15 protein-coding genes and 1 pseudogene are annotated in these 20,859 nt (G+C 70.5%); 7 read left to right on the top strand and 9 right to left on the bottom strand.

The genetic code is table 11. The features are described from left to right. Positions 1-103: 103 nt before the first annotated feature. The 4 genes from ACZ6BB_RS08965 to ACZ6BB_RS08950 all read right to left on the bottom strand — a co-directional run bounded on the left by ACZ6BB_RS08965 (position 104) and on the right by ACZ6BB_RS08950 (position 8,367). A complete protein-coding gene (locus ACZ6BB_RS08965; RefSeq protein ID WP_471614606.1) occupies positions 104-2,404 on the bottom strand; it encodes an FtsX-like permease family protein in 2,301 nt (766 codons plus the stop codon). Beyond that, entirely contained in the window at positions 2,401-3,009 is a 609-nt protein-coding gene (locus ACZ6BB_RS08960) for an ABC transporter ATP-binding protein (protein ID WP_471614733.1), read from the bottom strand. Before ACZ6BB_RS08960 ends, ACZ6BB_RS08965 begins: the two co-directional genes overlap by 4 nt. Positions 3,010-3,828: 819 nt before the next feature. Then, entirely contained in the window at positions 3,829-6,576 is a 2,748-nt protein-coding gene (ppdK, locus tag ACZ6BB_RS08955; RefSeq protein ID WP_471614605.1) for a pyruvate, phosphate dikinase, read from the bottom strand. A 570-nt stretch (positions 6,577-7,146) separates the two neighbouring features. Beyond that, positions 7,147-8,367, bottom strand: a complete 1,221-nt coding sequence (locus ACZ6BB_RS08950; RefSeq protein ID WP_471614604.1) for an ROK family protein — start codon at positions 8,365-8,367, stop codon at positions 7,147-7,149. 155 nt (positions 8,368-8,522) lie between these two features. Here ACZ6BB_RS08950 and ACZ6BB_RS08945 point away from each other — a divergent pair, with 155 nt between their 5' ends. Both ACZ6BB_RS08945 and ACZ6BB_RS08940 read left to right on the top strand, forming a co-directional pair. Beyond that, positions 8,523-10,178: an MGH1-like glycoside hydrolase domain-containing protein gene (locus tag ACZ6BB_RS08945; RefSeq protein ID WP_471614603.1), complete on the top strand. Its 1,656-nt coding sequence runs from the start codon at positions 8,523-8,525 to the stop codon at positions 10,176-10,178. Further along, entirely contained in the window at positions 10,175-12,115 is a 1,941-nt protein-coding gene (locus ACZ6BB_RS08940; protein ID WP_471614602.1) for an amylo-alpha-1,6-glucosidase, read from the top strand. Before ACZ6BB_RS08945 ends, ACZ6BB_RS08940 begins: the two co-directional genes overlap by 4 nt. 224 nt (positions 12,116-12,339) lie before the next feature. Here ACZ6BB_RS08940 and dusB read toward each other — a convergent pair whose 3' ends face one another. Next, a complete protein-coding gene (gene dusB, locus ACZ6BB_RS08935) occupies positions 12,340-13,494 on the bottom strand; it encodes a tRNA dihydrouridine synthase DusB (protein ID WP_471614601.1) in 1,155 nt (384 codons plus the stop codon). Positions 13,495-13,575: 81 nt separating this feature from the next. On the opposite strand from dusB, the gene ACZ6BB_RS08930 reads away from it, so the two are divergent. Beyond that, the gene (locus ACZ6BB_RS08930; protein ID WP_471614600.1) at positions 13,576-15,021 is read left to right on the top strand and encodes an MFS transporter; all 1,446 of its coding nucleotides are present in this window, start codon (positions 13,576-13,578) and stop codon (positions 15,019-15,021) included. A gap of 232 nt (positions 15,022-15,253) precedes the next feature. Continuing rightward, positions 15,254-15,460, top strand: coding sequence for a hypothetical protein (locus tag ACZ6BB_RS08925; RefSeq protein WP_471614599.1), 207 nt, complete (start codon positions 15,254-15,256; stop codon positions 15,458-15,460). A 13-nt stretch (positions 15,461-15,473) separates the two neighbouring features. On the opposite strand, the gene ACZ6BB_RS08920 is transcribed toward ACZ6BB_RS08925, so the two are convergent. Next, positions 15,474-15,878, bottom strand: coding sequence for an SRPBCC family protein (locus ACZ6BB_RS08920; protein WP_471614598.1), 405 nt, complete (start codon positions 15,876-15,878; stop codon positions 15,474-15,476). Positions 15,879-15,936: 58 nt separating this feature from the next. Further along, positions 15,937-16,608 carry a CGNR zinc finger domain-containing protein gene (locus tag ACZ6BB_RS08915; RefSeq protein ID WP_471614597.1) on the bottom strand — a complete coding sequence of 224 codons (672 nt, stop codon included), beginning with the start codon at positions 16,606-16,608 and terminating at the stop codon, positions 15,937-15,939. 21 nt (positions 16,609-16,629) lie between these two features. Here ACZ6BB_RS08915 and ACZ6BB_RS08910 point away from each other — a divergent pair, with 21 nt between their 5' ends. Further along, positions 16,630-17,088: a VOC family protein gene (locus ACZ6BB_RS08910; protein ID WP_471614596.1), complete on the top strand. Its 459-nt coding sequence runs from the start codon at positions 16,630-16,632 to the stop codon at positions 17,086-17,088. A gap of 57 nt (positions 17,089-17,145) precedes the next feature. Here the strand turns inward: ACZ6BB_RS08910 and ACZ6BB_RS08905 are convergent, their stop codons facing one another. After that, the gene (locus tag ACZ6BB_RS08905) at positions 17,146-18,369 is read right to left on the bottom strand and encodes an RNA-guided endonuclease InsQ/TnpB family protein (protein WP_471614595.1); all 1,224 of its coding nucleotides are present in this window, start codon (positions 18,367-18,369) and stop codon (positions 17,146-17,148) included. A gap of 277 nt (positions 18,370-18,646) precedes the next feature. On the opposite strand from ACZ6BB_RS08905, the gene ACZ6BB_RS08900 reads away from it, so the two are divergent. Both ACZ6BB_RS08900 and ACZ6BB_RS08895 read left to right on the top strand, forming a co-directional pair. Continuing rightward, entirely contained in the window at positions 18,647-18,856 is a 210-nt protein-coding gene (locus ACZ6BB_RS08900) for a hypothetical protein (protein WP_471614594.1), read from the top strand. A gap of 82 nt (positions 18,857-18,938) precedes the next feature. After that, positions 18,939-19,373 (top strand): annotated as a pseudogene (locus ACZ6BB_RS08895) (endonuclease/exonuclease/phosphatase family protein); the annotation flags it as partial. 94 nt (positions 19,374-19,467) lie between these two features. Here ACZ6BB_RS08895 and ACZ6BB_RS08890 read toward each other — a convergent pair. Beyond that, positions 19,468-20,850 carry a glycine--tRNA ligase gene (locus tag ACZ6BB_RS08890; RefSeq protein ID WP_471614593.1) on the bottom strand — a complete coding sequence of 461 codons (1,383 nt, stop codon included), beginning with the start codon at positions 20,848-20,850 and terminating at the stop codon, positions 19,468-19,470. Positions 20,851-20,859: the final 9 nt, after the last annotated feature.

The following is a 20,859-nucleotide window of genomic DNA, read 5'->3' as shown; positions in this document are numbered from 1 at the left end:
GGCGAAGTAGCGTGAGGCGCCAACCGTGTGTTCTACCATTAGCGGGTGGCACGGACCCCCCCCGCTCGTCCCCTCCCTCCCCCCCCCCCCGCTGCCGCGCCGCTCAGTCCCGCCGGATCAGCTCCGGGTCGATCCGGCGCCCGACGAGGGGCAGCGCCCCGGCAGCGGCCACCGCCACCGCCCCGACCGCGCAGGCCAGCAGCAGGGGGACCCCTGCGCCGTCCCAGTAGATGGCACCGCCCCCGGTCACGAGATAGCTGGACTCGGCGAGCTTGCCCAGCACCACGGCCAGAGCGAGGCCCACGGCCAAGGGGACGACCACCTGGGCGACTTGGACGGCGCGCAGCGTGCGGGGCCGGGCGCCGAGCAGGGACAGCGCGGTGACCTGCGGCTTCCGCTCCACGGCGCGGTCGGTGGCGGCCACCAGATAGGCGGCCACACCGATGATCAGCCCCAGGACCATGCCGATGCCCAGGAGACTCTTGACCACGGTGATCTGCTGGAGAGAGGTGACGACCACGCCCGGCGTCCCGACCTCGGTGGTGGGGTCCACACCGCCGATGCCGTCGAGAACGGAGCGGACGGTTTCGGGGGCGGAGCTGCTGATGAGGGTGAGGGTGGCATCGTCGGGCCGGTGATCTGCGGGGAGTGCCGAGGGAGGCAGCAGTACGGCGCCGCTGTGGAAGACCGGGATGTCGATGTCGTCGCTGAACCGAAGCACCTCCCGCGGAACCTTCACTTCCATGGGACGCCGACGCCCCTCGTGCCGCAGGTCGAAGGAGAAGCGAGTGCCTGGCTTCTTGACCTCGTCCTGGAGCTGAGCCGGGTCCCACAACCGCATGGGGCGACCGTCCACGCATCCGTCGGCCTTCGCCACCATCCTGCGCACCTGAGCGCAGGTGGCGACCACCGCTTCGAGCCTCGGAGCCCATCGGTCGACATCAGAGGAGGGCCGTGACCACATCACGACCACATGGCCACGGACGCCCTTCACCTCTTCCCAGGCTCGCTGCCGGTCTGCCGTGGTCCCCGCGAGGGAGATGTCGTACGTCTGGACAGAGGACGTGTTCTTGGAGACCTGATCCAGCTCGATCAGCACGCCCTGCACCAACGACGCCACGAAGACCAGGATGACCAGTCCGGTCGCCACCCGCAGCGCGCCACCGGGTTCGGTCTCGTTGCGGCGCATGGCGAGGCCGAGGGAAACCGAGCGGGTGGCGGCGGCCACCTTCTGGGCGAGGGTGCGTGAGAAGACCGGCAGGAGCATCACGAGGCCGAGACCGACCAGAACGACGGCGAGGGGCATGAGGATCGACGAGAGTGCGGTGTCCCGGGGCGGGTGATTTGTAGCGCCGGCCACGCAGTAGACGGCCACGACACTCAGTCCTGGAACGAGCAGAATCAGGCCCCACTTGCCAGGTGCTTTCTCCACTGCACTGCGCCGTACCGCCAGCGGGCTGGCCGCAGCCTTCCTCGCACCAGCCCGGCCCACGAACCACGCAAGCGCAGGACAGCCGATGACACAGACGACGACGGTGGACACGGACAAAGTCCCGTCGGAGGGGTACCACTTGAGACCAGGCAGACCGATCCGCGAGACAAGTTGATTGGTAACCCAGTAGATACCCAAACCCAGCGCTGCACCCAAAAACGCCGCAGCGACAGTTTCGGCGGCATTGACCCGCTGAATGCCCTTGGAGCTCAGTCCGAGCAGTCGTAGAGCGGCCAGCCGCCGTGCCCGTGCTGCTGCGGAGAGTCTGGCGCAGACGGCAAGGAAGACGGCAAGAGGCAACAGTACGACGCCAGCAAGAGTGAAGCGCACCATGTCGAGCGTCGAGGGCTCTACGGTTGGAGAACTCGCGAACGGCTTACCGAACCCCGTCACACGGTGGCCTCCGCCCTCAAGTTGTTCTGGGCTGACGCCCACATACGCGTACAACTCGTCCGGGTGAGCCAGACCCCGCGTTGTGATGAGTCCGCTCTTTCTACCTGGCAGCAATTGCGCCAAGGCAGGATTTTGTTGGAGTACCTCACCCAACCGAGGCGACACGATTAGCTCGCCTGGAGCGGGTAGCTCTCTCAGCCCTGGGGGCGGCTCGATGGTTCGGTCCCCCCCAGCGAGAAAGACTCGAGTGAGGGGTTCCGAACCGTAGGGATCCGTCCTGGTGAGTTCAAAGGAGTCACTTTCGGAAGCCGGACAGCTCATGACGGCTGGGTCCGCTACACAGTATGGCTCACGAGCCGCCTTACGCCCGTCCTGTGCAGCCAATACGCCTGGGATCGCCAGGACGACAGCCAAGCAGCACACCCCGATCGCGCTGCCAATGACCATGAGCATGAATCGCACCCGGCTGCCACGCCCGCCTCCCAGCAACAGCTGGACACCCAGGAAGAGCTCCCTCACGACGTCTCCCGCACATGGGCCGAGAGAATGCCGTCACACATCGTGTAGCGGCTGTCCGCGCAGGCCGCGACCTGCGAGTCGTGCGTCACCAACACGACCGCCGTTCCCTGCGAACGAGCGAGGGTCAGAAACTCCTTCAGCACAGCTGCCGCGTTGACGCTGTCCAGCGAGCCTGTCGGCTCGTCTGCGAAGACCACTGCGGGCCGATGCACCAACGCACGAGCCACGGCGACACGTTGGCTCTGGCCGCCGGACACCTGTGAGGGCCGTCGCTCGCGCAGGTCCGCGAGACCGAGCCGCTCCAGCACTTCTCCGGCTGCGGCGAGCGCATCTCTCTTTCGTTTCCCGGCAAGCCGCAGCGGAAGCGCAGTGTTCTCTTCAACCGTCAACTCTGGCAGCAATTCACCGTACTGAAAGACGAACCCAAACCGCTCACGGCGCAGTGCACTCAACTCCTCGTCGTCAAGGTCACCGAGATTCTGCCCTTCGAAAAGAACCTCACCCCGAGCCACCGGCAGTACACCGGCAAGGCAGTACAGCAGCGACGATTTGCCGGATCCGCTCTGCCCAGTGATCGCAGCCACCTCCCCCCGGCAGACGGACATCGCCGCGCTTGTCACGGCAAGTGTCTGACCGTAATAGAGGTCGATTCCCTTGGCAGATAGAACTTCTGATGTGTCGATGGCATACCCCAAGGAAGATCACGAGCCCAGGCGGTGCCGCCTGGGCTGTGGATACTGAAGCGACTCAGTCACGCGGCAAACTAAAGAGCTCCGTTCGAGAGCAATTGTCTGGATGCAGGGCGCCACGGTCACGACAGACTCGAATCGCAGCGTCGTCCGTGTAGCGCTGAGATCCACTCCAGTTGGAGTGGTGCAAGCGGACCGCACTCCGCTGCTTCCCGTAGTACCGAGCCCAGCCATGGCCTTCGACCCTGACCTGCACATACACGTTGTGCCCATCGCGCAGATTGGTGTCCTTCAGGATGCCGGCCCACTCGAAGGAGCCGTGATTCGTACCGGGAGGATTGAACTTGTACCGACCGTCGACGAAGGCACCACCCGGCGCCTGGAGCCGAGGGATCCTGCCCTGTTCTGCCGCGAGTGCCGTTCCCGCAGCCGTGAAGATCAGCCCAGCCGCCACCAGTACGCCCACCGCTGTCCTCTTCATACGCACCTCCGTGATCACCGGGAGCCCGACGGCAGCCCGCGATCACAGAAGGTAACCGTACCAATGCCCACAGAAACGATCTGCCTACCCAATCACCACCGAAACAGGTGATCTTGAAGCACGCCCCCGCGCAACCAAAAGGGCGGCACCCCCCGCACGGGGTGCCGCCCTCTCTTCGTGATCCGGAACCGCCGCCCATCGGTGAGGGTCGGTCGGGGACAAGCCGCGGTTCCGGGGTCTGGGCCCGGCAGGGCTCAGCGGTGGTCGCTGCCCGTCGACTGTGAAGCCGCGCGGCCGGCCTCCAGGCGGGCCACCGGGATGCGGAAGGGGGAGCAGGAGACGTAGTCGAGGCCCACCTCGTGGAAGAAGTGGACGGACTCCGGGTCACCGCCGTGCTCGCCGCAGACGCCGAGCTTGAGGTCGGGGCGGGTGGCACGGCCCGCCTCCGCCGCCAGCTTCACCAGGGAGCCCACGCCGTCCTTGTCGATCGTCTCGAACGGGCTGACTCCGAAGATGCCCTTCTCCAGGTACGCCGTGAAGAAGGAGGCCTCGACGTCGTCGCGGCTGAAGCCCCACACGGTCTGCGTCAGGTCGTTCGTGCCGAAGGAGAAGAACTCCGCCGCCTCCGCGATCTGACCGGCCGTCAGGGCGGCTCGCGGCAGCTCGATCATCGTGCCGATCGACAGTTTCAGCGACACCCCCGTCGCCGCCTCGACCTCCGCGATCACCGCGTCCGCCTCCTCGCGGACGATCTCCAGCTCCTGGACCGTGCCGACGAGCGGGATCATGATCTCGGCACGCGGGTCGCCCTTCGCGTTCTTCCGTTCGGCCGCCGCCTCCGCGATCGCCCGTACCTGCATCGTGAACAGGCCGGGGATCACCAGGCCGAGGCGTACGCCGCGCAGACCCAGCATCGGGTTCTGCTCGTGCAGGCGGTGGACGGCCTGGAGGAGCCGGAGTTCGTTCTCGTGGGGCTCCTGGCGGGACTCCGCAAGGGCCACGCGGACCGACAGTTCCGTGATGTCCGGGAGGAACTCGTGCAGCGGCGGGTCGAGGAGACGGACCGTCACCGGCAGGCCGTCCATGGCGGAGAAGAGTTCGACGAAGTCCTGCTTCTGCAGGGGGAGGAGGGCCTTCAGGGAATCCTCGCGCACCGCCTCCGTGTCGGCCAGGATCAGCCGCTCGACCAGTTCGCGTCGGTCGCCGAGGAACATGTGCTCCGTACGGCACAGGCCGATGCCCTGGGCGCCGAAGCGGCGGGCGCGCAGCGCGTCCTCGGCGTTGTCGGCGTTGGCCCGGACCCGCAGGCGGCGCTTGCGGTCCGCGAAGGCCATGATCCGGTGGACGGCCTCGACCAGTTCGTCGGCGTCGTTGGCGCCGGCGTGCATCCGGCCCTCGAAGTACTCGACGACCGGGGAGGGGACGACCGGCACCTCACCCAGGTAGACCTTGCCGGACGAGCCGTCGATGGAGATGAGGTCACCCTCCTCCACCACATGGCCACCGGGGACCGTCATCCGGCGGCGCTTGGTGTCGACCTCCAGCTCCTCCGCGCCGCAGACGCACGTCTTGCCCATGCCGCGCGCGACCACGGCCGCGTGGGAGGTCTTGCCGCCGCGCGAGGTGAGGATGCCCTCGGCCGCGATCATGCCGTCGAGGTCGTCGGGGTTGGTCTCACGGCGGACGAGGATGACCTTCTCGCCCGAACGCGACCACTTCACGGCCGTGTACGAGTCGAAGACCGCCTTGCCGACCGCCGCGCCCGGGGAGGCGGCGATGCCGCGCCCGACCTGCGCGACCTTCGCGTCCTCGTCGAAGCGGGGGAACATCAGCTGCGCGAGCTGGGCGCCCGTCACTCGCTGGAGGGCCTCCGCCTCGTCGATCAGGCCCTGGTCCACCAGCTGCGTGGCGATACGGAAGGCCGCGCCGGCGGTCCGCTTGCCCACACGGGTCTGCAGCATCCACAGCTGGCCGCGCTCGATGGTGAACTCGATGTCACAGAGATCCTTGTAGTGGTTCTCCAGGGTCTCCATGATCTGCATCAGCTGGTCGTACGACTTCTTGTCGATGGCCTCAAGCTCCGCCAGCGGGACGGTGTTGCGGATGCCCGCCACCACGTCCTCGCCCTGCGCGTTCTGGAGGTAGTCGCCGTAGACGCCCTGGTGGCCGCTGGCCGGGTCGCGGGTGAACGCGACGCCCGTGCCGGAGTCGGGGCCCAGGTTGCCGAAGACCATCGAGCAGACGTTGACCGCCGTGCCGAGGTCGCCGGGGATGCGCTCCTGGCGGCGGTAGAGCTTGGCGCGGTCGGTGTTCCAGGAGTCGAAGACCGCGTGGATGGCGAGGTCCATCTGCTCGCGCGGGTCCTGCGGGAAGTCCCGGCCGGCCTCGGTCTTGACGATCTTCTTGAACTTGGTGACGAGCTTCTTGAGGTCGGCCGCCTCCAGTTCCGTGTCGACCGTGACCTTCTTGGCGGCCTTGGCCGCCTCCAGCGCCTCCTCGAAGAGGTCGCCGTCGACGCCGAGCACCGTCTTGCCGAACATCTGGATGAGGCGGCGGTAGGAGTCCCAGGCGAAGCGGTCGTCACCGGCCTGCCGGGCGAGGCCCTGGACCGACTTGTCGGAGAGGCCGATGTTCAGGACCGTGTCCATCATTCCGGGCATCGAGAACTTCGCGCCGGAGCGGACCGAGACGAGGAGCGGGTCGTCGGCCTGGCCGAGCTTCTTGCCCATCTTCTCTTCGAGGGCCGCGAGGTGGGCGGTGACCTCGTCACGGAGTGCCGCGGGCTCGTCGCCGCTGTCCAGGTAGACCTTGCAGGCCTCGGTGGTGATGGTGAAGCCGGGAGGCACGGGGAGACCGAGGTTGGTCATCTCGGCGAGGTTCGCGCCCTTGCCGCCGAGGAGATCCTTGAGGTCCTTGTTGCCTTCGGTGAAGTCATAAACAAACTTCACGCCCTCAACGCTCTGAGCTACGTGGCCTACGTGGGGATCTTTGTTTTCCGACACAGGTCCCAACTCCTTGAGGACGCGGTGGCTGCCCTGACGGCCAGGAACATACCCAGATCGAAGGCACCTGGGTACGTCCACTTGCGCGTCATGCGCCCGTAACCACCCGTCCGCCAGGAGATCGAAAGTCAAGGCTTGGCAAGGAGCAGTGCGGGAATGTGTTCACCTCTTGAACGCTCCCTTGCCCACAAGGCCCCTTACGCGCTCATGTGAGCGGCATTCCACACGCCTGAGTTCGCTCGATGAACGATCAAAGGGTGGCACCGAGTGCCACCCTTTGAAGTCGCGGAACCGCCCACGATTCGCTCATCTGAGCGCAAGCCCTATCAGGGGTGGCGAGAATCACGCCCTCAGGAGAGCCGGGATTTCATCATGCGGACCGACGCCCGGGACGGAAACACTCCCGTCATACGGGCGCGGGGACGCCCGCCGCCGAAGGGGACGGTCGACCATCGGCCTGCCGCGCGGCGGCCCGGCGGTCCGCCGCGCCCGGAAAGCCCCGCCTCCGCCCGCGCGGACGAGCGGCGGCCCGCCTCACCCGCAGCGCCGCCCCACACCCGCAGCGCCGACTCACACCCCCAGCGCCGCCAGGCGCTCCTCCGCGCGCTCCGGCGCGTACAGGTGCTCGACGACCTGGGCGCCCGCCCCGATCAGGCCCGCCCGCTCCCCCAGCCTGGAGGTCACCACGTCCAGGTGGGCCGTGGAGCGGGGCAGGGCCCGCTGGTAGAGCAGTTCGCGGACGCCCGTGAGGAAGGGGGTTCCGGCCAGATCTCCGGCGATCATCAGGACGCCCGGGTTCAGCAGGGTCACCACCGTCGCCAGCACGTCCCCGACGGCCCGGCCCGCCTCGCGCGCGAGCGCCGTCGCGCCCGGATGCCCGGCGGCCAGCAGGTCACGCACGTCCGAGCCGGAGGCCGCCGACACCCCCGCCTCCGCCAGCCGTCGCGCCACGGCGCCGCCGCTCGCGACCGCGGCGAGACAGCCGTACGAGCCGCACCTGCACAACGTGTCCGCTCCCTGCGGGATCCGGATGTGGCCGATGTCGCCGGCCCCGCCGTCGACACCCCGGTATATCGAGCCCCCGACCACCACGCCCGCGCCGATACCCGTGGACACCTTGACCAGCGCGAAGGCCGAGCAGTCGGCGTACCCGGTGCGCTGTTCGCCGTACGCCATGAGGTTGGCGTCGTTGTCGACGAGGACCGGGACGTCGGCCGGGCCGGACGCGTGTTCGGCGAAGGCGCCGGCCAGGCGGGCCCTTATGTCGTAGCCGTCCCAGCCGGGCATGATCGGCGGCTGGACGACCCGGCCGGTCTCACTGTCGACGGGTCCGGGCACGGCGAGCCCGATGCCGCAGACCGCGTGCGCCGGGCGCCCCTCCTTCGCCAGCAACTCGGCGAACCAGCGCCCCAGTTCGTCCAGTACGGCGTCGGGGCCCTCGTCGATGACCAGGGTGCCGGTGTGTTCGGCCTGGATCTCGCCGGTGAGGGAGAGGACGGCGGCACGGGCGTGGCGGGTGTCGAGGTCGGCGGCGAGGACGAGGGCGTGCGCGTCGTCGAACTCCAGAGTGATGGACGGACGTCCGCCGAGCGGGGAACCGACGGGTCCACCGGCGCCCTCGCGGAGCCAGCCCGCACGGAAGAGACGGTCCAGACGCTGGCCCACGGTCGCCCGGGACAGGCCGGTGGCCTGCTGGAGCGCGCCACGGGTGGTCGCCCGGCCGCTGCGGACCAGCTCCAGCAGATCTCCGGCACCGGCATGACTGCCCACCCTCACGACCCTTCCGCTCATGCCGCCATTGTCGCGGCTTCGCCGACATTCGCTCCCGTTCACCCTCTTGCGTTCACCAACTCTGCATTACATATTGAGTTTTGCGTGTTAAGTAGACGTAACCCTACGGTAGCTACTGCCGAACCGGTCGGCACCTTGTCCTCAGGGAGCCCTGCGTGGATCGCACTACCCAGCTCACCGCCCGTCGGTCCGGGACGGAGGTGCACGTCGGCGGCGATGTATACGATCCGACCGCGCCGACCGCGGTGACCGACTCCGCCTCCTCCGCCGGTGCGCTGCGCCGCGCCGCGGAGCGGGTGCTGGCCGACAACTGGACGGGGCGGTCCACGGTGCCGTCGCGCACGCTCTATCCCCACCAGTGGTCGTGGGACTCGGCGTTCATCGCGATCGGACTGCGCCATCTGTCGCCGCTGCGGGCGCAGACCGAGCTGGAGACGCTCCTCGGCGCGCAGTGGGGCGACGGGCGGATCCCGCACATCGTGTTCAACTCCTCCGTGCCGCTGGACGCGTACTTCCCGAGCCCCGACTTCTGGCGCTCCTCGACCGCGGGACGCGCCGCGGGTGCCCCGCACACCACGCAGACCTCCGGGATCGTGCAACCGCCGGTGCACGCGCTGGCGGCGTGGCTGGTGCACCGGGCGGATCCCGGGCTCTCCCGGGCGCGCGGTTTCCTGGCCCGGGCGTATCCGCGGCTGGCGGCCTGGCACCGCTATCTGCTGCACCGCCGCGACCTGGGCGGCGGCGGTCTGGTGTCGGTCGTCCACCCCTGGGAGCAGGGCATGGACAACAGCCCGGCCTGGGACGCGCCCCTCGCCCGGATCACCCCCGCCCCGGCCCGCTCCTTCCGTCGCGCCGACCTCGACCACGGCGCGGCCGAGGACCGGCCGACCGATCTGGACTACGGGCGGTACGTGCGGCTGGCGGCCGACTACCGGGACGCCGGGTATGCCGACGGACAGGGCGGGTTCGCCGTCGAGGACCCGGCCTTCAACGCCCTCCTCATCGCCTCCGAGCACGCCCTCGCCCACATCGCCAGGGAGCTGGGCGCCCCCGGGACCGCCCGGCACGCGCGGGCCGAACGCCTGACGGCGGCGCTGGTGGAGCGGCTGTGGGACCCGGCCGAGGAGATGTTCCTCTGCCGGGACGTCACCACGGACGCCCTCGTTCCGGAGCGCGGCGTCTCCGGTCTCCTCCCCCTGCTGCTCCCCGGCCTCCCGCGCGACCTCACGGCCGCGCTCGTACGGACGGTCCACGGGCCGCGCTTCGGACTCGGCGTGACCACCCGGCTCGTGCCGTCGTACGACCTGACCGGGGCCGCCTTCGATCCGCACCGGTACTGGCGCGGGCCCGCCTGGTTCAACACCAACTGGATGCTGGAGCGGGGGCTCCGACTGCACGGGGAGCCGGACAGGGCCGACGCGCTGCGGGCGGCGATGCTGGAGACCGCGGGTGCCTCCGGGTTCGCCGAGTACGTGGACCCGTACACCGGCGAGGCGTGCGGGGCGCTCGGCTTCGGCTGGACCGCCGCACTCACCCTCGACCTGCTGCACCGGGGCGACCGCGACCACGTCCGCGACCACCACGACGGGCCGGACCACCAGGACGGACAGAGCCACCACGACGTACATGGCCACGAGGACGGACACGGCCGCGACGACGGGCCGGACCACGGCGACGGACATGCCCGGCGGGCCGACCGTCACCACGACCGTGACCATGACCGAGGGTGGCACCACGGAGCGTACGGCGAACGGCATCACGACAACGAGGTCGTGTTCGACATGAGTGACCAGGGAGGGGACCGGGGATGACGGACCGGCAGCATCTGCTCGTGCGCGGCGGGACGTTCGCCGCCGTGGGCGACGGCGGCGACATCAGCGGAGTGCGCGGCGGCAGCGCGCCGGACGGGCTGTTCGTGCGGGACGCCCGGCATCTGAGCCGGTGGCAGCTGACCGTCGACGGCGCGGTCCCCGAGACGCTCACGCCGGTCGCCGGCGGCGACACGGCGCGCTGTGTGCTCGTGCCCCGGGGCGGGCGCCGGGAGCCGCCCGCGTACACGCTCTTCCGTGAACAGGCCGTCTCCGACAGCGCGTTCGTGGAGACACTGCGGATCACGAGCAACCGTCCGGAGGCGACGACCGTCCGGATCGCGATCACCGCGGACGCCGACTTCACCGACCAGTTCGAGCTGCGCTCCGACTTCCGTACCTACGCCAAGAGCGGTGTCGTCAGGAAGCGCGAAGTCCTCGACGACGGTGTGGAGTTCACCTACCGGCGGGGCGAGTGGCGGTCGTGCACGACGGTGACCGCCGAGCCCGCGCCGGACGGTGTGGAGGAGACCGGGACGGGGGCGCGGCGCCTGGTCTGGGCCCTCGATGTCGCGCCGCACGGCTCGGCGGAGCTGACGTGCCGGGTGATGGCGCGGCCGCACGGTGACCGGCGGGCCCTGCGGGTGCCGCGCTCACCGGCCGCCGTGCGGGACCGACTCCTCGCGGTGGAGGGCGAGTTCGTGGAGGGCGTGGCCTTCCCCACCGGCTGGCCGGAGCTGGCCGCCGCGTGTGCGCGGGGTCTAGCCGATCTGGCCGCGCTCCAGGTCCCGGCGACCGGGCCGGAGGGGGAGACCCTGCGGGTGCCCGCTGCCGGAGCGCCCTGGTTCCTCACCCTCCTCGGCCGGGACGCCCTGCTGACCTCCCTCTTCGCGCTCCCCTACCGCCCGGAGCCGGCCGCCGCCACCCTGCTCGCGCTCGCCGCGGCCCAGGCGACGGAGGTCGGTGTCGGCTCGGTGGCCCAGCCCGGCAAGATCGTGCACGAGGTGCGGCACGGTGAACTGGCGCACTTCGGGCAGGTGCCGTACGGGCGTTACTACGGCTCGGTGGACGCGACCCCGCTGTTCCTCGTGCTGCTCGGCGCGTATGTGGAGCAGACCGGGGACGTCACCCTGGCCCGGCGCCTAGAAGCCCAGGCGCGGGCCGCGGTCGGCTGGATGCTCGACCACGGCGGCCTCACCTCGCGCGGGTATCTGGTCTACCGCGCCGACCAGGGCGGCCTCGCCAACCAGAACTGGAAGGACTCCCCCGGCTCGATCTGCTCCGCCGACGGCAGCCGGCCCGCCGCCGGTCCGGTGATGGCGGCGGGCGCCCAGGGGTACGCCTACGACGCGCTGCGCCGCACCGCCGCGCTGGCGCGCACGGTCTGGGAGGACGAGGTGTACGCGGCGCTGCTCGAACAGGCCGCGGGCGATCTCCGTGACCGTTTCCAGCGGGACTTCTGGATGCCCGGGCACGACTTTCCCGCGCTGGCGCTGGACAGCGAGGGCCGGCAGGTCGACGCGCTCGCCTCGGACGCGGGGCATCTGCTGTGGTCGGGGCTGCTGGACAAGGAGTACGGGAAGCTGGTGGGCCGGCGGCTCCTGGAGCCGGACTTCTTCTCCGGGTGGGGGGTGCGGACGCTGGCCTCCGGGCAGCCCGCGTACCACCCGCTGTCGTACCACCGGGGATCGGTGTGGCCGCACGACAACGCGCTGATCACGCTGGGGCTGGCGCGGTACGGGCTGCACGACGAGGCGCGGGCGGTGGCCTCCGGCATGGTGGACGCGGCGACGGCGACGGGACACCGGCTGCCGGAGGTGCTGGCCGGGTACGGGCGGGACACGCATCCGGAGCCGGTGCCGTATCCGCACGCGTGTGTCCGGGAGTCGCGCTCGGCGGCGGCGCCGTTGGCTCTGCTGACGGCGGTCGGCGGAGCGTGATCGCTCCGCTGGGTGGGGTGGGGCGCCTGAGGGGGTGGGGGTGAGTGTGCTTCGGCGGCTGCGGGTGCGTCGTGGTTGCTCGCGCCGTTCCCCGCGCCCCTTGCGGGGCGCGTGCGGGCGGGAGTCGCGGGCGGGGCGCCTGACAGCTCCGGGCTGCGCGTGCTTCGGCGGCTGCGGGCTCGTCGTGGCTGTTCGCGCCGTTCCCCGCGCCCCTTGCGGGGCGGTCAGCCCCCGGACGTGTCCAGTTCGGCTTCCTCGGTCACGCCTGCGCAGTCGTAGGGGTCCTTGAGCCAGCCGTCCGGCAGGACCACCCGGTTGTTGCCTGAGGTGCGGCCGCGTGGGCCGTCGGCTCCGGTCGGCCAGGGCTGGTCGAGGTCCAGCTCGTCCAGCCCGGCGCGGAGTTCGGCGAGGGAGGAGGTGACGGCGAGGCGCCCCCGCATCTCGGAGCCGACCGCGAAGCCCTTGAGGTACCAGGCCACGTGCTTGCGGAAGTCGACGACGCCCTTGGCCTCGTCGCCGCTCCACTCACCGAGCAGGGTGGCGTGCCGGACCATGACGTCGGCGACCTCCCGGAGCGCGGGCCGCGCGAGATCCTCCGTGCGCCCCTCGAACGCGGCCACCAGGTCCGCGAAGAGCCACGGCCGCCCCAGGCAGCCGCGCCCGACGACCACGCCGTCGCAGCCGGTCTCGCGGACCATCCGCAGCGCGTCCTCGGCCGACCAGATGTCGCCGTTGCCGAGGACGGGGATCTCGGGGACGTGCTCCTTGAGGCGGGCGATGGCGTCCCAGTCGGCCGTGCCGCCGTAGTGCTGGGCGGCGGTGCGGCCGTGCAGGGCGATGGCGGTGACGCCCTCCTCCACGGCGATACGGCCGGCGTCGAGGTAGGTGATGTGGTCGTCGTCGATGCCCTTGCGCATCTTCATGGTGACCGGCAGGTCGCCCGCCCCGCTCACCGCCTCGCGGAGGATCGCGCGCAGCAGGTTCCGCTTGTACGGGAGGGCCGAGCCACCGCCCTTGCGGGTCACCTTGGGGACCGGGCAGCCGAAGTTGAGGTCGATGTGGTCGGCCAGGCCCTCCTCCGCGATCATGCGGACGGCCTTGCCGACGGTCGCCGGGTCCACGCCGTACAGCTGGATCGAGCGCGGCTTCTCGGTCGCGTCGAAGCGGATCAGCTGCATGGTCTTCTCGTTGCGCTCGACCAGCGCCCGCGTGGTGATCATCTCGCTGACGAACAGGCCCTTGCCGCCACTGAACTCCCGGCACAGGGTACGGAAGGGCGCGTTCGTGATGCCGGCCATGGGGGCCAGGACGACGGGCGGGGTGACGGTGTGCGGGCCGATCCGCAGGGGGGCCGGCGCGAGGGAGACGGGCGTGGACATTCCCCCATTGTCACGCACGGGGACACCTGCCCGCGATTCATTAGTTAGGCGCACTACAGACTCGGGCGTACGATGGGCCGCATGCCCGAGCTCAGCCGCCGCCACCGTCTGCTCGTGCTCGCGATCTGCTGCACCAGCCTGCTGATCGTGAGCCTGGACAACACCGTCCTGAACGTCGCCCTGCCCTCGATGCAGCGGGACCTGGACGCGAGCCTCGCCGGCCTGCAGTGGACGATCGACGCCTACACCCTGGTCCTGGCGGCCCTGCTGATGCTGGCGGGCTCCACCGCGGACCGGATCGGCCGCAGGCGGGTCTTCATGGCGGGCCTGGTCGTGTTCGCGGCGGGCTCGCTGCTGTGCTCCCTCGCGCCGAACCTGGAGTCGCTGGTCGTCTTCCGCATGGTGCAGGCCGTCGGCGGCTCGATGCTCAATCCGGTGGCCATGTCGATCATCACCAACACGTTCACGGACCCCCGTGAGCGGGCTCGGGCGATCGGCGCCTGGGGAGCGGTCGTGGGCATCTCCATGGCCGCCGGACCGATCATCGGCGGGCTGCTGGTGGAGTCGGTCGGCTGGCGCTCGATCTTCTGGATCAACCTGCCGGTCGGCCTGGCCGCGCTCTTGCTGACCTGGCGGTTCGTCCCCGAGTCCCGCGCCCCGAAGGCCCGCCGCCCCGACCCCGTGGGCCAGCTCCTCGTCATCGCGCTGCTCGGTTCCCTCACCTACGCGATCATCGAGGCGCCGACCGCCCCGCCCGGCGAGACCCTCGCCCTCGGCATGGTCGCCCTCGCGTCGCTGCTCGGCCTCCTGCGGTACGAACCCCGCCGCCACGAACCCCTCATCGACCTGCGCTTCTTCCGCTCGGCCCCGTTCAGCGGGGCGACGGTGATAGCGGTCAGCGCGTTCGCCGGGCTCGGCGGCTTCCTGTTCCTGTCGACGCTGTACCTGCAGAACGTGCGCGGCCTGGACGCCCTGCACGCCGGCCTGTGGATGCTTCCGATGGCGGTCCTGTGCTTCGTCTGCGCACCCGTCGCCGGCCGGCTGGTCGGCAGCCGGGGGCCGCGGCTGCCGCTGCTGATCGCCGGGATCGCCATGACCGCGAGCGGGGTGCTCTTCGCCGCGTTCGAGGCCGAGACCGGGAACGTCACCCTCGTCATCGGCTACGTCCTGTTCGGCCTCGGCTTCGGCTTCGTCAACGCGCCCATCACCAACACGGCCGTGTCCGGGATGCCACGGGCCCAGGCAGGCGTCGCCGCGGCGGTCGCCTCCACCAGCCGCCAGATCGGCCAGACCCTGGGGGTCGCGGTGATCGGCGCGGTTCTGGCGGCGGGCATCGGCGCGTCCTCGTACACCGACGCCTTCGTCTCGGCCGCCCGCCCCGCCTGGTGGATCGTCGCGGCGTGCGGCTTCGCCGTACTGCTGCTGGGCGCCCTGACCACGGGGGTGTGGGCCCGGGAGACGGCCGACCGCACGGCCCGGCGCCTGGAGTCGGCGGAGATCCGGGACGCGGCGGGGGTCAGGTCGTAGACCCCGGCCCCCGGGTCTGAGCGCCGGCGCGGCCGGGCGGTCACTCGCGCGTACGGTTTCTCCTGCTTGCTCCGGGTCTGGGGTCCCGGCCGGGCCGAACGACGGGTCCTTGCGCGCCACTCCCGGTAACGCCTGGGACAACTCCTCGTGCGAACCGCCCCGTTGGCACCGGTTGTGACGCACACTCCTCACGGACGCGGAAACGGACCGGGCGGGTGGGGCGGGAGAGGTCATGCGGCAGACCGACACGAGCAGGGTGAGCCGCTGGGACCAGCACGGGCGGGAACACACCGTGCGGGTCCGGCGCTCGGGGGTGCAGCGCACGATCAGCTGCGACACCTGCGGCTGGCGCAAGGGCGCACAGTTCCTGCCCTGGCTGAAGGCCGAGGAACACCTCGCCGAGGCCCACCAGGCGACGGTGGACCCGGCGGGCTCGTGACCGTGCCCGGCGCTCAGCCCTTCCGGTCCAGCGCCTCCGTGACCTGCTTCATCACCCGGCGCCAGTGGGCCCGTTGGCGCTCCCGCTCCTCGGGACCGGCCATGCGCTCCTGATGGAAGACGAGCACCGACCGTCCGCCGCCGGCGGCCGACACGGCGACCTGGACGGTCGTGTCGCCGTAGGTGACGCGGATGCGGTCACCGGTCCGGTAGCCGCGCACCTCGCCGGTGGCGCCCGCGTCGGTCTCGTACGCCGCCCCGCGCTCCGGGGTGAGCCGGGCCCCGGGCCCGAGCCACAGTTCCAGCCCGCGCGGGCCGCTGATGAACTCCCAGACGGCGGCGGGTGACTGGGGCAGGGTGCGGGAGACACCGACTTCCCATCCGGCGTCCCTGGTGAGTCCGGTCGATCGCGTGGTCATGGGGATCACCCTTTCTCGTGGAGTCCTTCCGGACCGGACCGCCGCCCGGTCCCCGCGCTCACTCGGCCGGGCCCGTCCCGGAGCGGCGCACCCGGTGGGCACGGACCTTGTGACGGTTGCCGCAGTGCTCCATCGAGCACCAGCGGCGGCGGCCGGGGCGTGAGGTGTCGACGTACAGGAGGTAGCAGCGGTCACCGGCGCACATGCGGATCCGCTGTGCGTACGGCCCGGTGAGGAGGTCGACGGCGTCCCGGGCGACGGTGGAGAGGAGCTGGGTGCCGGTCGCCGTGCCGGCGGCCCAGCCGCGGCCGCCGTCCGGGGCGATGGCGGGGGCCAGCGGCGGGCGGGCGGCGGCCTCGTTGACGAGGTCGAGGTCGGCGGGGTCCGCCGGGGCTATGCCCAGCTCGGGGAGCCCGCCGCCGGCGACGTGGGAGACGACCGTACGGGTCAGCGCGTCGCGCAGCCGCCGGGCGTACACCACCTCGTCCTCCGTGACCCGCAGCGCGAGGGGCGTGGGGGTGAGCCGGGACTGCTCCACCCAGGCGACCAGGTCACCGGGGGCGTGCAGCACCTCGTAGCGGGTCAGGGCGCCGGGGCCGCCGGTGATGAGCAGCTCCAGGCAGAGGGAGCCCGGATCGAACCGGAAGACGTTCCCGGAGTAGGACCGCAACCGGATGCCCGACACTCCCGGCGCCTCCTCCGAAGCCGATGCCCTGGACGACGTACCCATGTAACCAATATAACCGGTTACATGACAGCCGCACTGAACTGGAAACTGGTCATCGACTCCCGGGACGCCCAGCACCTGGCGGACTTCTGGGCCGCGGCGCTGGGCTACGAGGTGGAGGACCCCAGCACGCTGATCAGCCATCTCCTGACCACCGGCGACCTGCCCGAGGCCGCCGTCGCCGAGCACGGCGGCCGCCGCGTCTTCCGCGGCTACGCGGCCGTGCGCCACCCCGACGACCCGTACGACCTCTTCACCGGCATCGGCAAGGGCCGCCGTCTGCTCTTCCAGGACGTCCCGGAGCCCAAGTCGGGCAAGAACCGCCTGCACATCGACGTCCACGCCGGTCCGGACGGGCTGGAGGCCCTGGCCGTCCGCATGGAGACGCTGGGGGCCACCCGCGTCGAGGAGTTCGACCGGGGGCCGGCCGGGCACTGGTGGGTGATGCGGGACCCGGAGGGCAACGAGTTCTGCGTGGCTTGACATGCTCCTCGCCCTGAAGGGCAAGGATTCTGGCCTTCTCCGCCGGTTGCCGTGCCGCTACGCGGCACGGTTTCCGGTGGGGAATCCGTGGCTTCCTGTTTCTTTGCGCTGTGCCGGGACTGCTCCTGGTCTTACCGGCGCTCCGCAGGCTGATACCGCCAGTCCGGCGGCCGTTTTGATGTTGAGTGCGGCGTTGTGGTCCCGGTCGTGGCGGGTGCCGCAGGCGGTGCAGGTCCATTCCCTCACGTCGAGGGGTTTGGGCCCGTCCACGGTGCCGCAGGCGTGGCAGGTCTGGGAGGTCGGGGTGAACCGGCCGATCTTCACCAGGGTGCGGCCGTACCGTGCTGCTTTGTACTCCAGCATGTTCACGAACGAGGACCATCCGGCGTCGTGCACGGACTTGGCCAGGCGGGTGCGTGCCAGTCCCGCCACCGACAGGTCCTCCACGGCGATCCCTTGGTTCTCGGAGATCAGCCTGGTGGAGAGCTGGTGGTGGAACTCACAGCGTGCGTCAGCAACCTTGGCATGGGCGCGGGCCACCTTCAGGCGTGCCTTCTCACGGTTCCTGCTTCCCTTCTGTATGCGGGACAGCTCCTTCTGGGCCTTCTTCAGCTTCTTCTCCGCGCGCCGCAGAAAGCGCGGGGAGTCGATCTTCGTGCCGTCGGACAGGACGGCGAAATGCGTGAGGCCGAGGTCGATGCCGATGGTGCGGTCGCTCTCCGGCATCCGTGCCGCGTCGGCGGCGGGGCCGGTGTCGATGACGAAGGGGGCGAAAAACCTGCCGGCCGCGTCCTTGACGACGGTGACGGAGGAGGGTGTGGCGGGCAGCGTGCGGGACCACTTCACCTTCACCGCGCCGATCTTCGGCAGGTTCAGACGCCCGCTGCCAGTGATGTTCCAGCGGGCGTTGGCGGTGAACCGGATCGACTGCCGGGTGTCCTTGCGGGACTTGAACCGCGGTGCGCCGAGTTTCGCTCCCTTGCGGGTGCCCTTGAGGGAGGCGAAGAAGTTGCGGTACGCGCTCTCGGCGTCCCGCAGGGACTGCTGGAGCACCACCGCGGAGACCTCGCCGAGCCAGGACCGCCCGGCTGTCCGCTTGGCCTCGGTGATCAGCTTGCGGGAGAGGTGACCGGCCGTCAGGAACGGCTGCCCGGTCTTGCGGGCGTCCTCCCGGGCGCGCACCGCGTCGTTGAACACGACACGGGCGCACCCGAACGCCCTGGCCGGCGCGGCCTGCTGAGCGGCGTTCGGGCACAACCTGAAGGCGTACCTGAGCTGCATGACGATCGCACTAGGCACATCGAACCCACGTCGTCACCGGGAACATGCGAACGACCCGTCACCGTCACAGAGCAGGGTCCGGCTCCGCCGGAACGACACCGCGACGCTCCGCGACGCAGCCACGAGATTTGCTTCACCCCCGGCCTGAAGGCCGGAGCACTGCAAATGATTCCCGGTAGCCGCGGGGCCTCCCGTCGAGCCCGCCCGGTCAGGCCGTCCCGCCGGGCCTTTCCGTCAGGCCCGCAGGCCCCGCACCACCAGGTCCACGACCGCCTCGGTGAAGCACGGCGCGCACCACGCGGAGGCGGGCGGCGCCCGGCCGTTCCTCGTCGACCAGCCCCGCGGGGGCGCCAAGCTCTACACGGTGTCGCCCGGCGCGGACCCCGCCGTCAGGATCGTCGCCAAGGGGCGGTCGGCGTGGGCCTGTTGGGCCGAGCCGGTACGGGACGACATCAGGTGGCCGCGGTGGAGAACACCGCCCGGGTGATCGCCGAGGTCGACGCGGACATCCTGCTCACCGTCGAGGTGGAGGACCGGCTCACCCTGGACCGCATCGACTCCCAGGTGCCGGGCGGCGCGTTCGGGTACGACCCGTACCCGTTCAACCTGCTCGTGGACGGCAACGGCAGCCGCGGCATCGACGTCGGCATCCTCGGCCGGTTCCCGGTCACGTCCGTGCGGCCGCAGTCGTGGTGGCCGGCGACCTCAACGACTCCCTCGCCAGTCCCCCGATCCGGCTGCTTCTCGACGCCGGCCTCCGCGAGGCCATGACCCACGAGAGCTACGGCGCCGCCCCTCCGGGCACCCACGGCACCGGCAAGCGCGACGAGCAGAAGCTCGACTACCTCATGTTCGGCCCGGGGTTGTGGGAGCGGGTGACGAACGTGGGCGTGGAGCGCAGGGGCATCTGGGCGCCGAGGACCTTCCCGTCCTTCGCCACGGTGACGTCCAGGGCCGACCAGGCGTCCGACCACGCGGCCCTCTTCACCGACCTGGACCTGTGAACGCCGAGTTCCCCGGCCCCGTGAGGGGCGCGGGGAACTGCGCGACCAGCACGACCAGCCCGCGGCCGCTCAATCACGCGAGCGAGGCACCCTCTCAGGCGCCGATCAACCGGCCCGCGAGGTAGCCCTCGATCTGGTCCAGCGACACCCGCTCCTGCTTCATCGAGTCCCGCTCCCGCACGGTGACCGCGTTGTCGTCCAGCGTGTCGAAGTCGACCGTCACGCAGTACGGCGTACCGATCTCGTCCTGGCGGCGGTAACGGCGGCCGATCGCGCCCGCGTCGTCGAAGTCGATGTTCCAGTTCTGGCGCAGGGCCGTGGCGAGCCCCTTCGCCTTCGGGGACAGCTCGGGGTTGCGGGAGAGCGGGAGCACCGCCACCTTCACCGGCGCGATGCGGTGGTCCAGGCGCAGCACCGTGCGCTTCTCCAGCTTGCCCTTGGCGTTGGGCGCCTCGTCCTCGTTGTACGCGTCGAGCAGGAACGCCAGCATCGTGCGGCCGACACCGGCGGCCGGCTCGATGACGTACGGCGTGTACCGCTCGCTCGACTCCTGGTCGTAGTACGACAGGTCCTGGCCGGAGGCCTTGGAGTGGGCGGAGAGGTCGTAGTCGGTGCGGTTGGCGACGCCCTCCAGCTCACCCCACTCGTTGCCGCCGAACTGGAAGCGGTACTCGATGTCGGCGGTGCGCTTGGAGTAGTGGGAGAGCTTCTCCTTCGGGTGGTCGTACCACCGCATGTTCTCCTCGCGCATGCCGAGGCCGGTGTACCAGTTCCACCGCTCCTGCATCCAGTACTCCTGCCACTTCTCGTCCTCGCCCGGCTTGACGAAGAACTCCATCTCCATCTGCTCGAACTCACGGGTGCGGAAGATGAAGTTGCCGGGCGTGATCTCGTTGCGGAAGGACTTGCCCATCTGGGCGATGCCGAACGGCGGCTTGCGGCGCGAAGTGGTCTGCACCTGGGCGAAGTTGGTGAAGATGCCCTGGGCGGTCTCGGGGCGCAGGTAGGCGACGGAGCCGGTGTCCTGCGTGGGGCCGAGGTGCGTGGAGAGCAGACCCGAGAACTGCTTGGGCTCGGTGAACTGGCCCTTGGTGCCGCAGTTGGGGCAGTTGACGTCCGCGAGGCCGTTCTCCGGCAGGCGGCCCTTCTTCGCCTCGTACGCCTCCTCCAGGTGGTCCGCGCGGAACCGCTTGTGGCAGGAGGTGCACTCGGTGAGCGGGTCGGAGAAGGTGGCGACGTGGCCGGAGGCGACCCAGACCTCGGGGGCCAGGATGACGGACGAGTCGATGCCGACCACGTCCTCGCGCGACGTCACCATGTAGCGCCACCACTGACGCTTGATGTTCTCCTTGAGCTCGACACCCAGCGGTCCGTAGTCCCAGGCGGCACGCTGACCGCCGTAGATCTCGCTGCACGGGAATACGAAGCCACGGCGCTTGCTCAGGCTGACGATGGTGTCGATCTTGTCGGCGGCCACGGTGCTCTC

The organism is Streptomyces sp. NPDC041108, assembly GCF_055592645.1.
Note: the sequence above shows the minus strand (reverse complement) of the source record. Positions and strands in the feature narration are given on the sequence as shown.

Excerpts from the sequence above, each read along its gene's own strand:
- ACZ6BB_RS08960 (WP_471614733.1), bottom strand. The coding sequence starts at position 3,009 with ATGTCCGTCTGCCGGGGGGAGGTGGCTGCGATCACTGGGCAGAGCGGA.
- ACZ6BB_RS08910 (WP_471614596.1), top strand. The coding sequence starts at position 16,630 with ATGACAGCCGCACTGAACTGGAAACTGGTCATCGACTCCCGGGACGCC.
- ACZ6BB_RS08930 (WP_471614600.1), top strand. The coding sequence starts at position 13,576 with ATGCCCGAGCTCAGCCGCCGCCACCGTCTGCTCGTGCTCGCGATCTGC.
- ACZ6BB_RS08915 (WP_471614597.1), bottom strand. The coding sequence starts at position 16,608 with ATGGGTACGTCGTCCAGGGCATCGGCTTCGGAGGAGGCGCCGGGAGTG.
- ACZ6BB_RS08925 (WP_471614599.1), top strand. The coding sequence starts at position 15,254 with ATGCGGCAGACCGACACGAGCAGGGTGAGCCGCTGGGACCAGCACGGG.
- ACZ6BB_RS08950 (WP_471614604.1), bottom strand. The coding sequence starts at position 8,367 with ATGAGCGGAAGGGTCGTGAGGGTGGGCAGTCATGCCGGTGCCGGAGAT.
- dusB (WP_471614601.1), bottom strand. The coding sequence starts at position 13,494 with ATGTCCACGCCCGTCTCCCTCGCGCCGGCCCCCCTGCGGATCGGCCCG.
- ACZ6BB_RS08940 (WP_471614602.1), top strand. The coding sequence starts at position 10,175 with ATGACGGACCGGCAGCATCTGCTCGTGCGCGGCGGGACGTTCGCCGCC.
- ACZ6BB_RS08920 (WP_471614598.1), bottom strand. The coding sequence starts at position 15,878 with ATGACCACGCGATCGACCGGACTCACCAGGGACGCCGGATGGGAAGTC.
- ACZ6BB_RS08905 (WP_471614595.1), bottom strand. The coding sequence starts at position 18,369 with ATGCAGCTCAGGTACGCCTTCAGGTTGTGCCCGAACGCCGCTCAGCAG.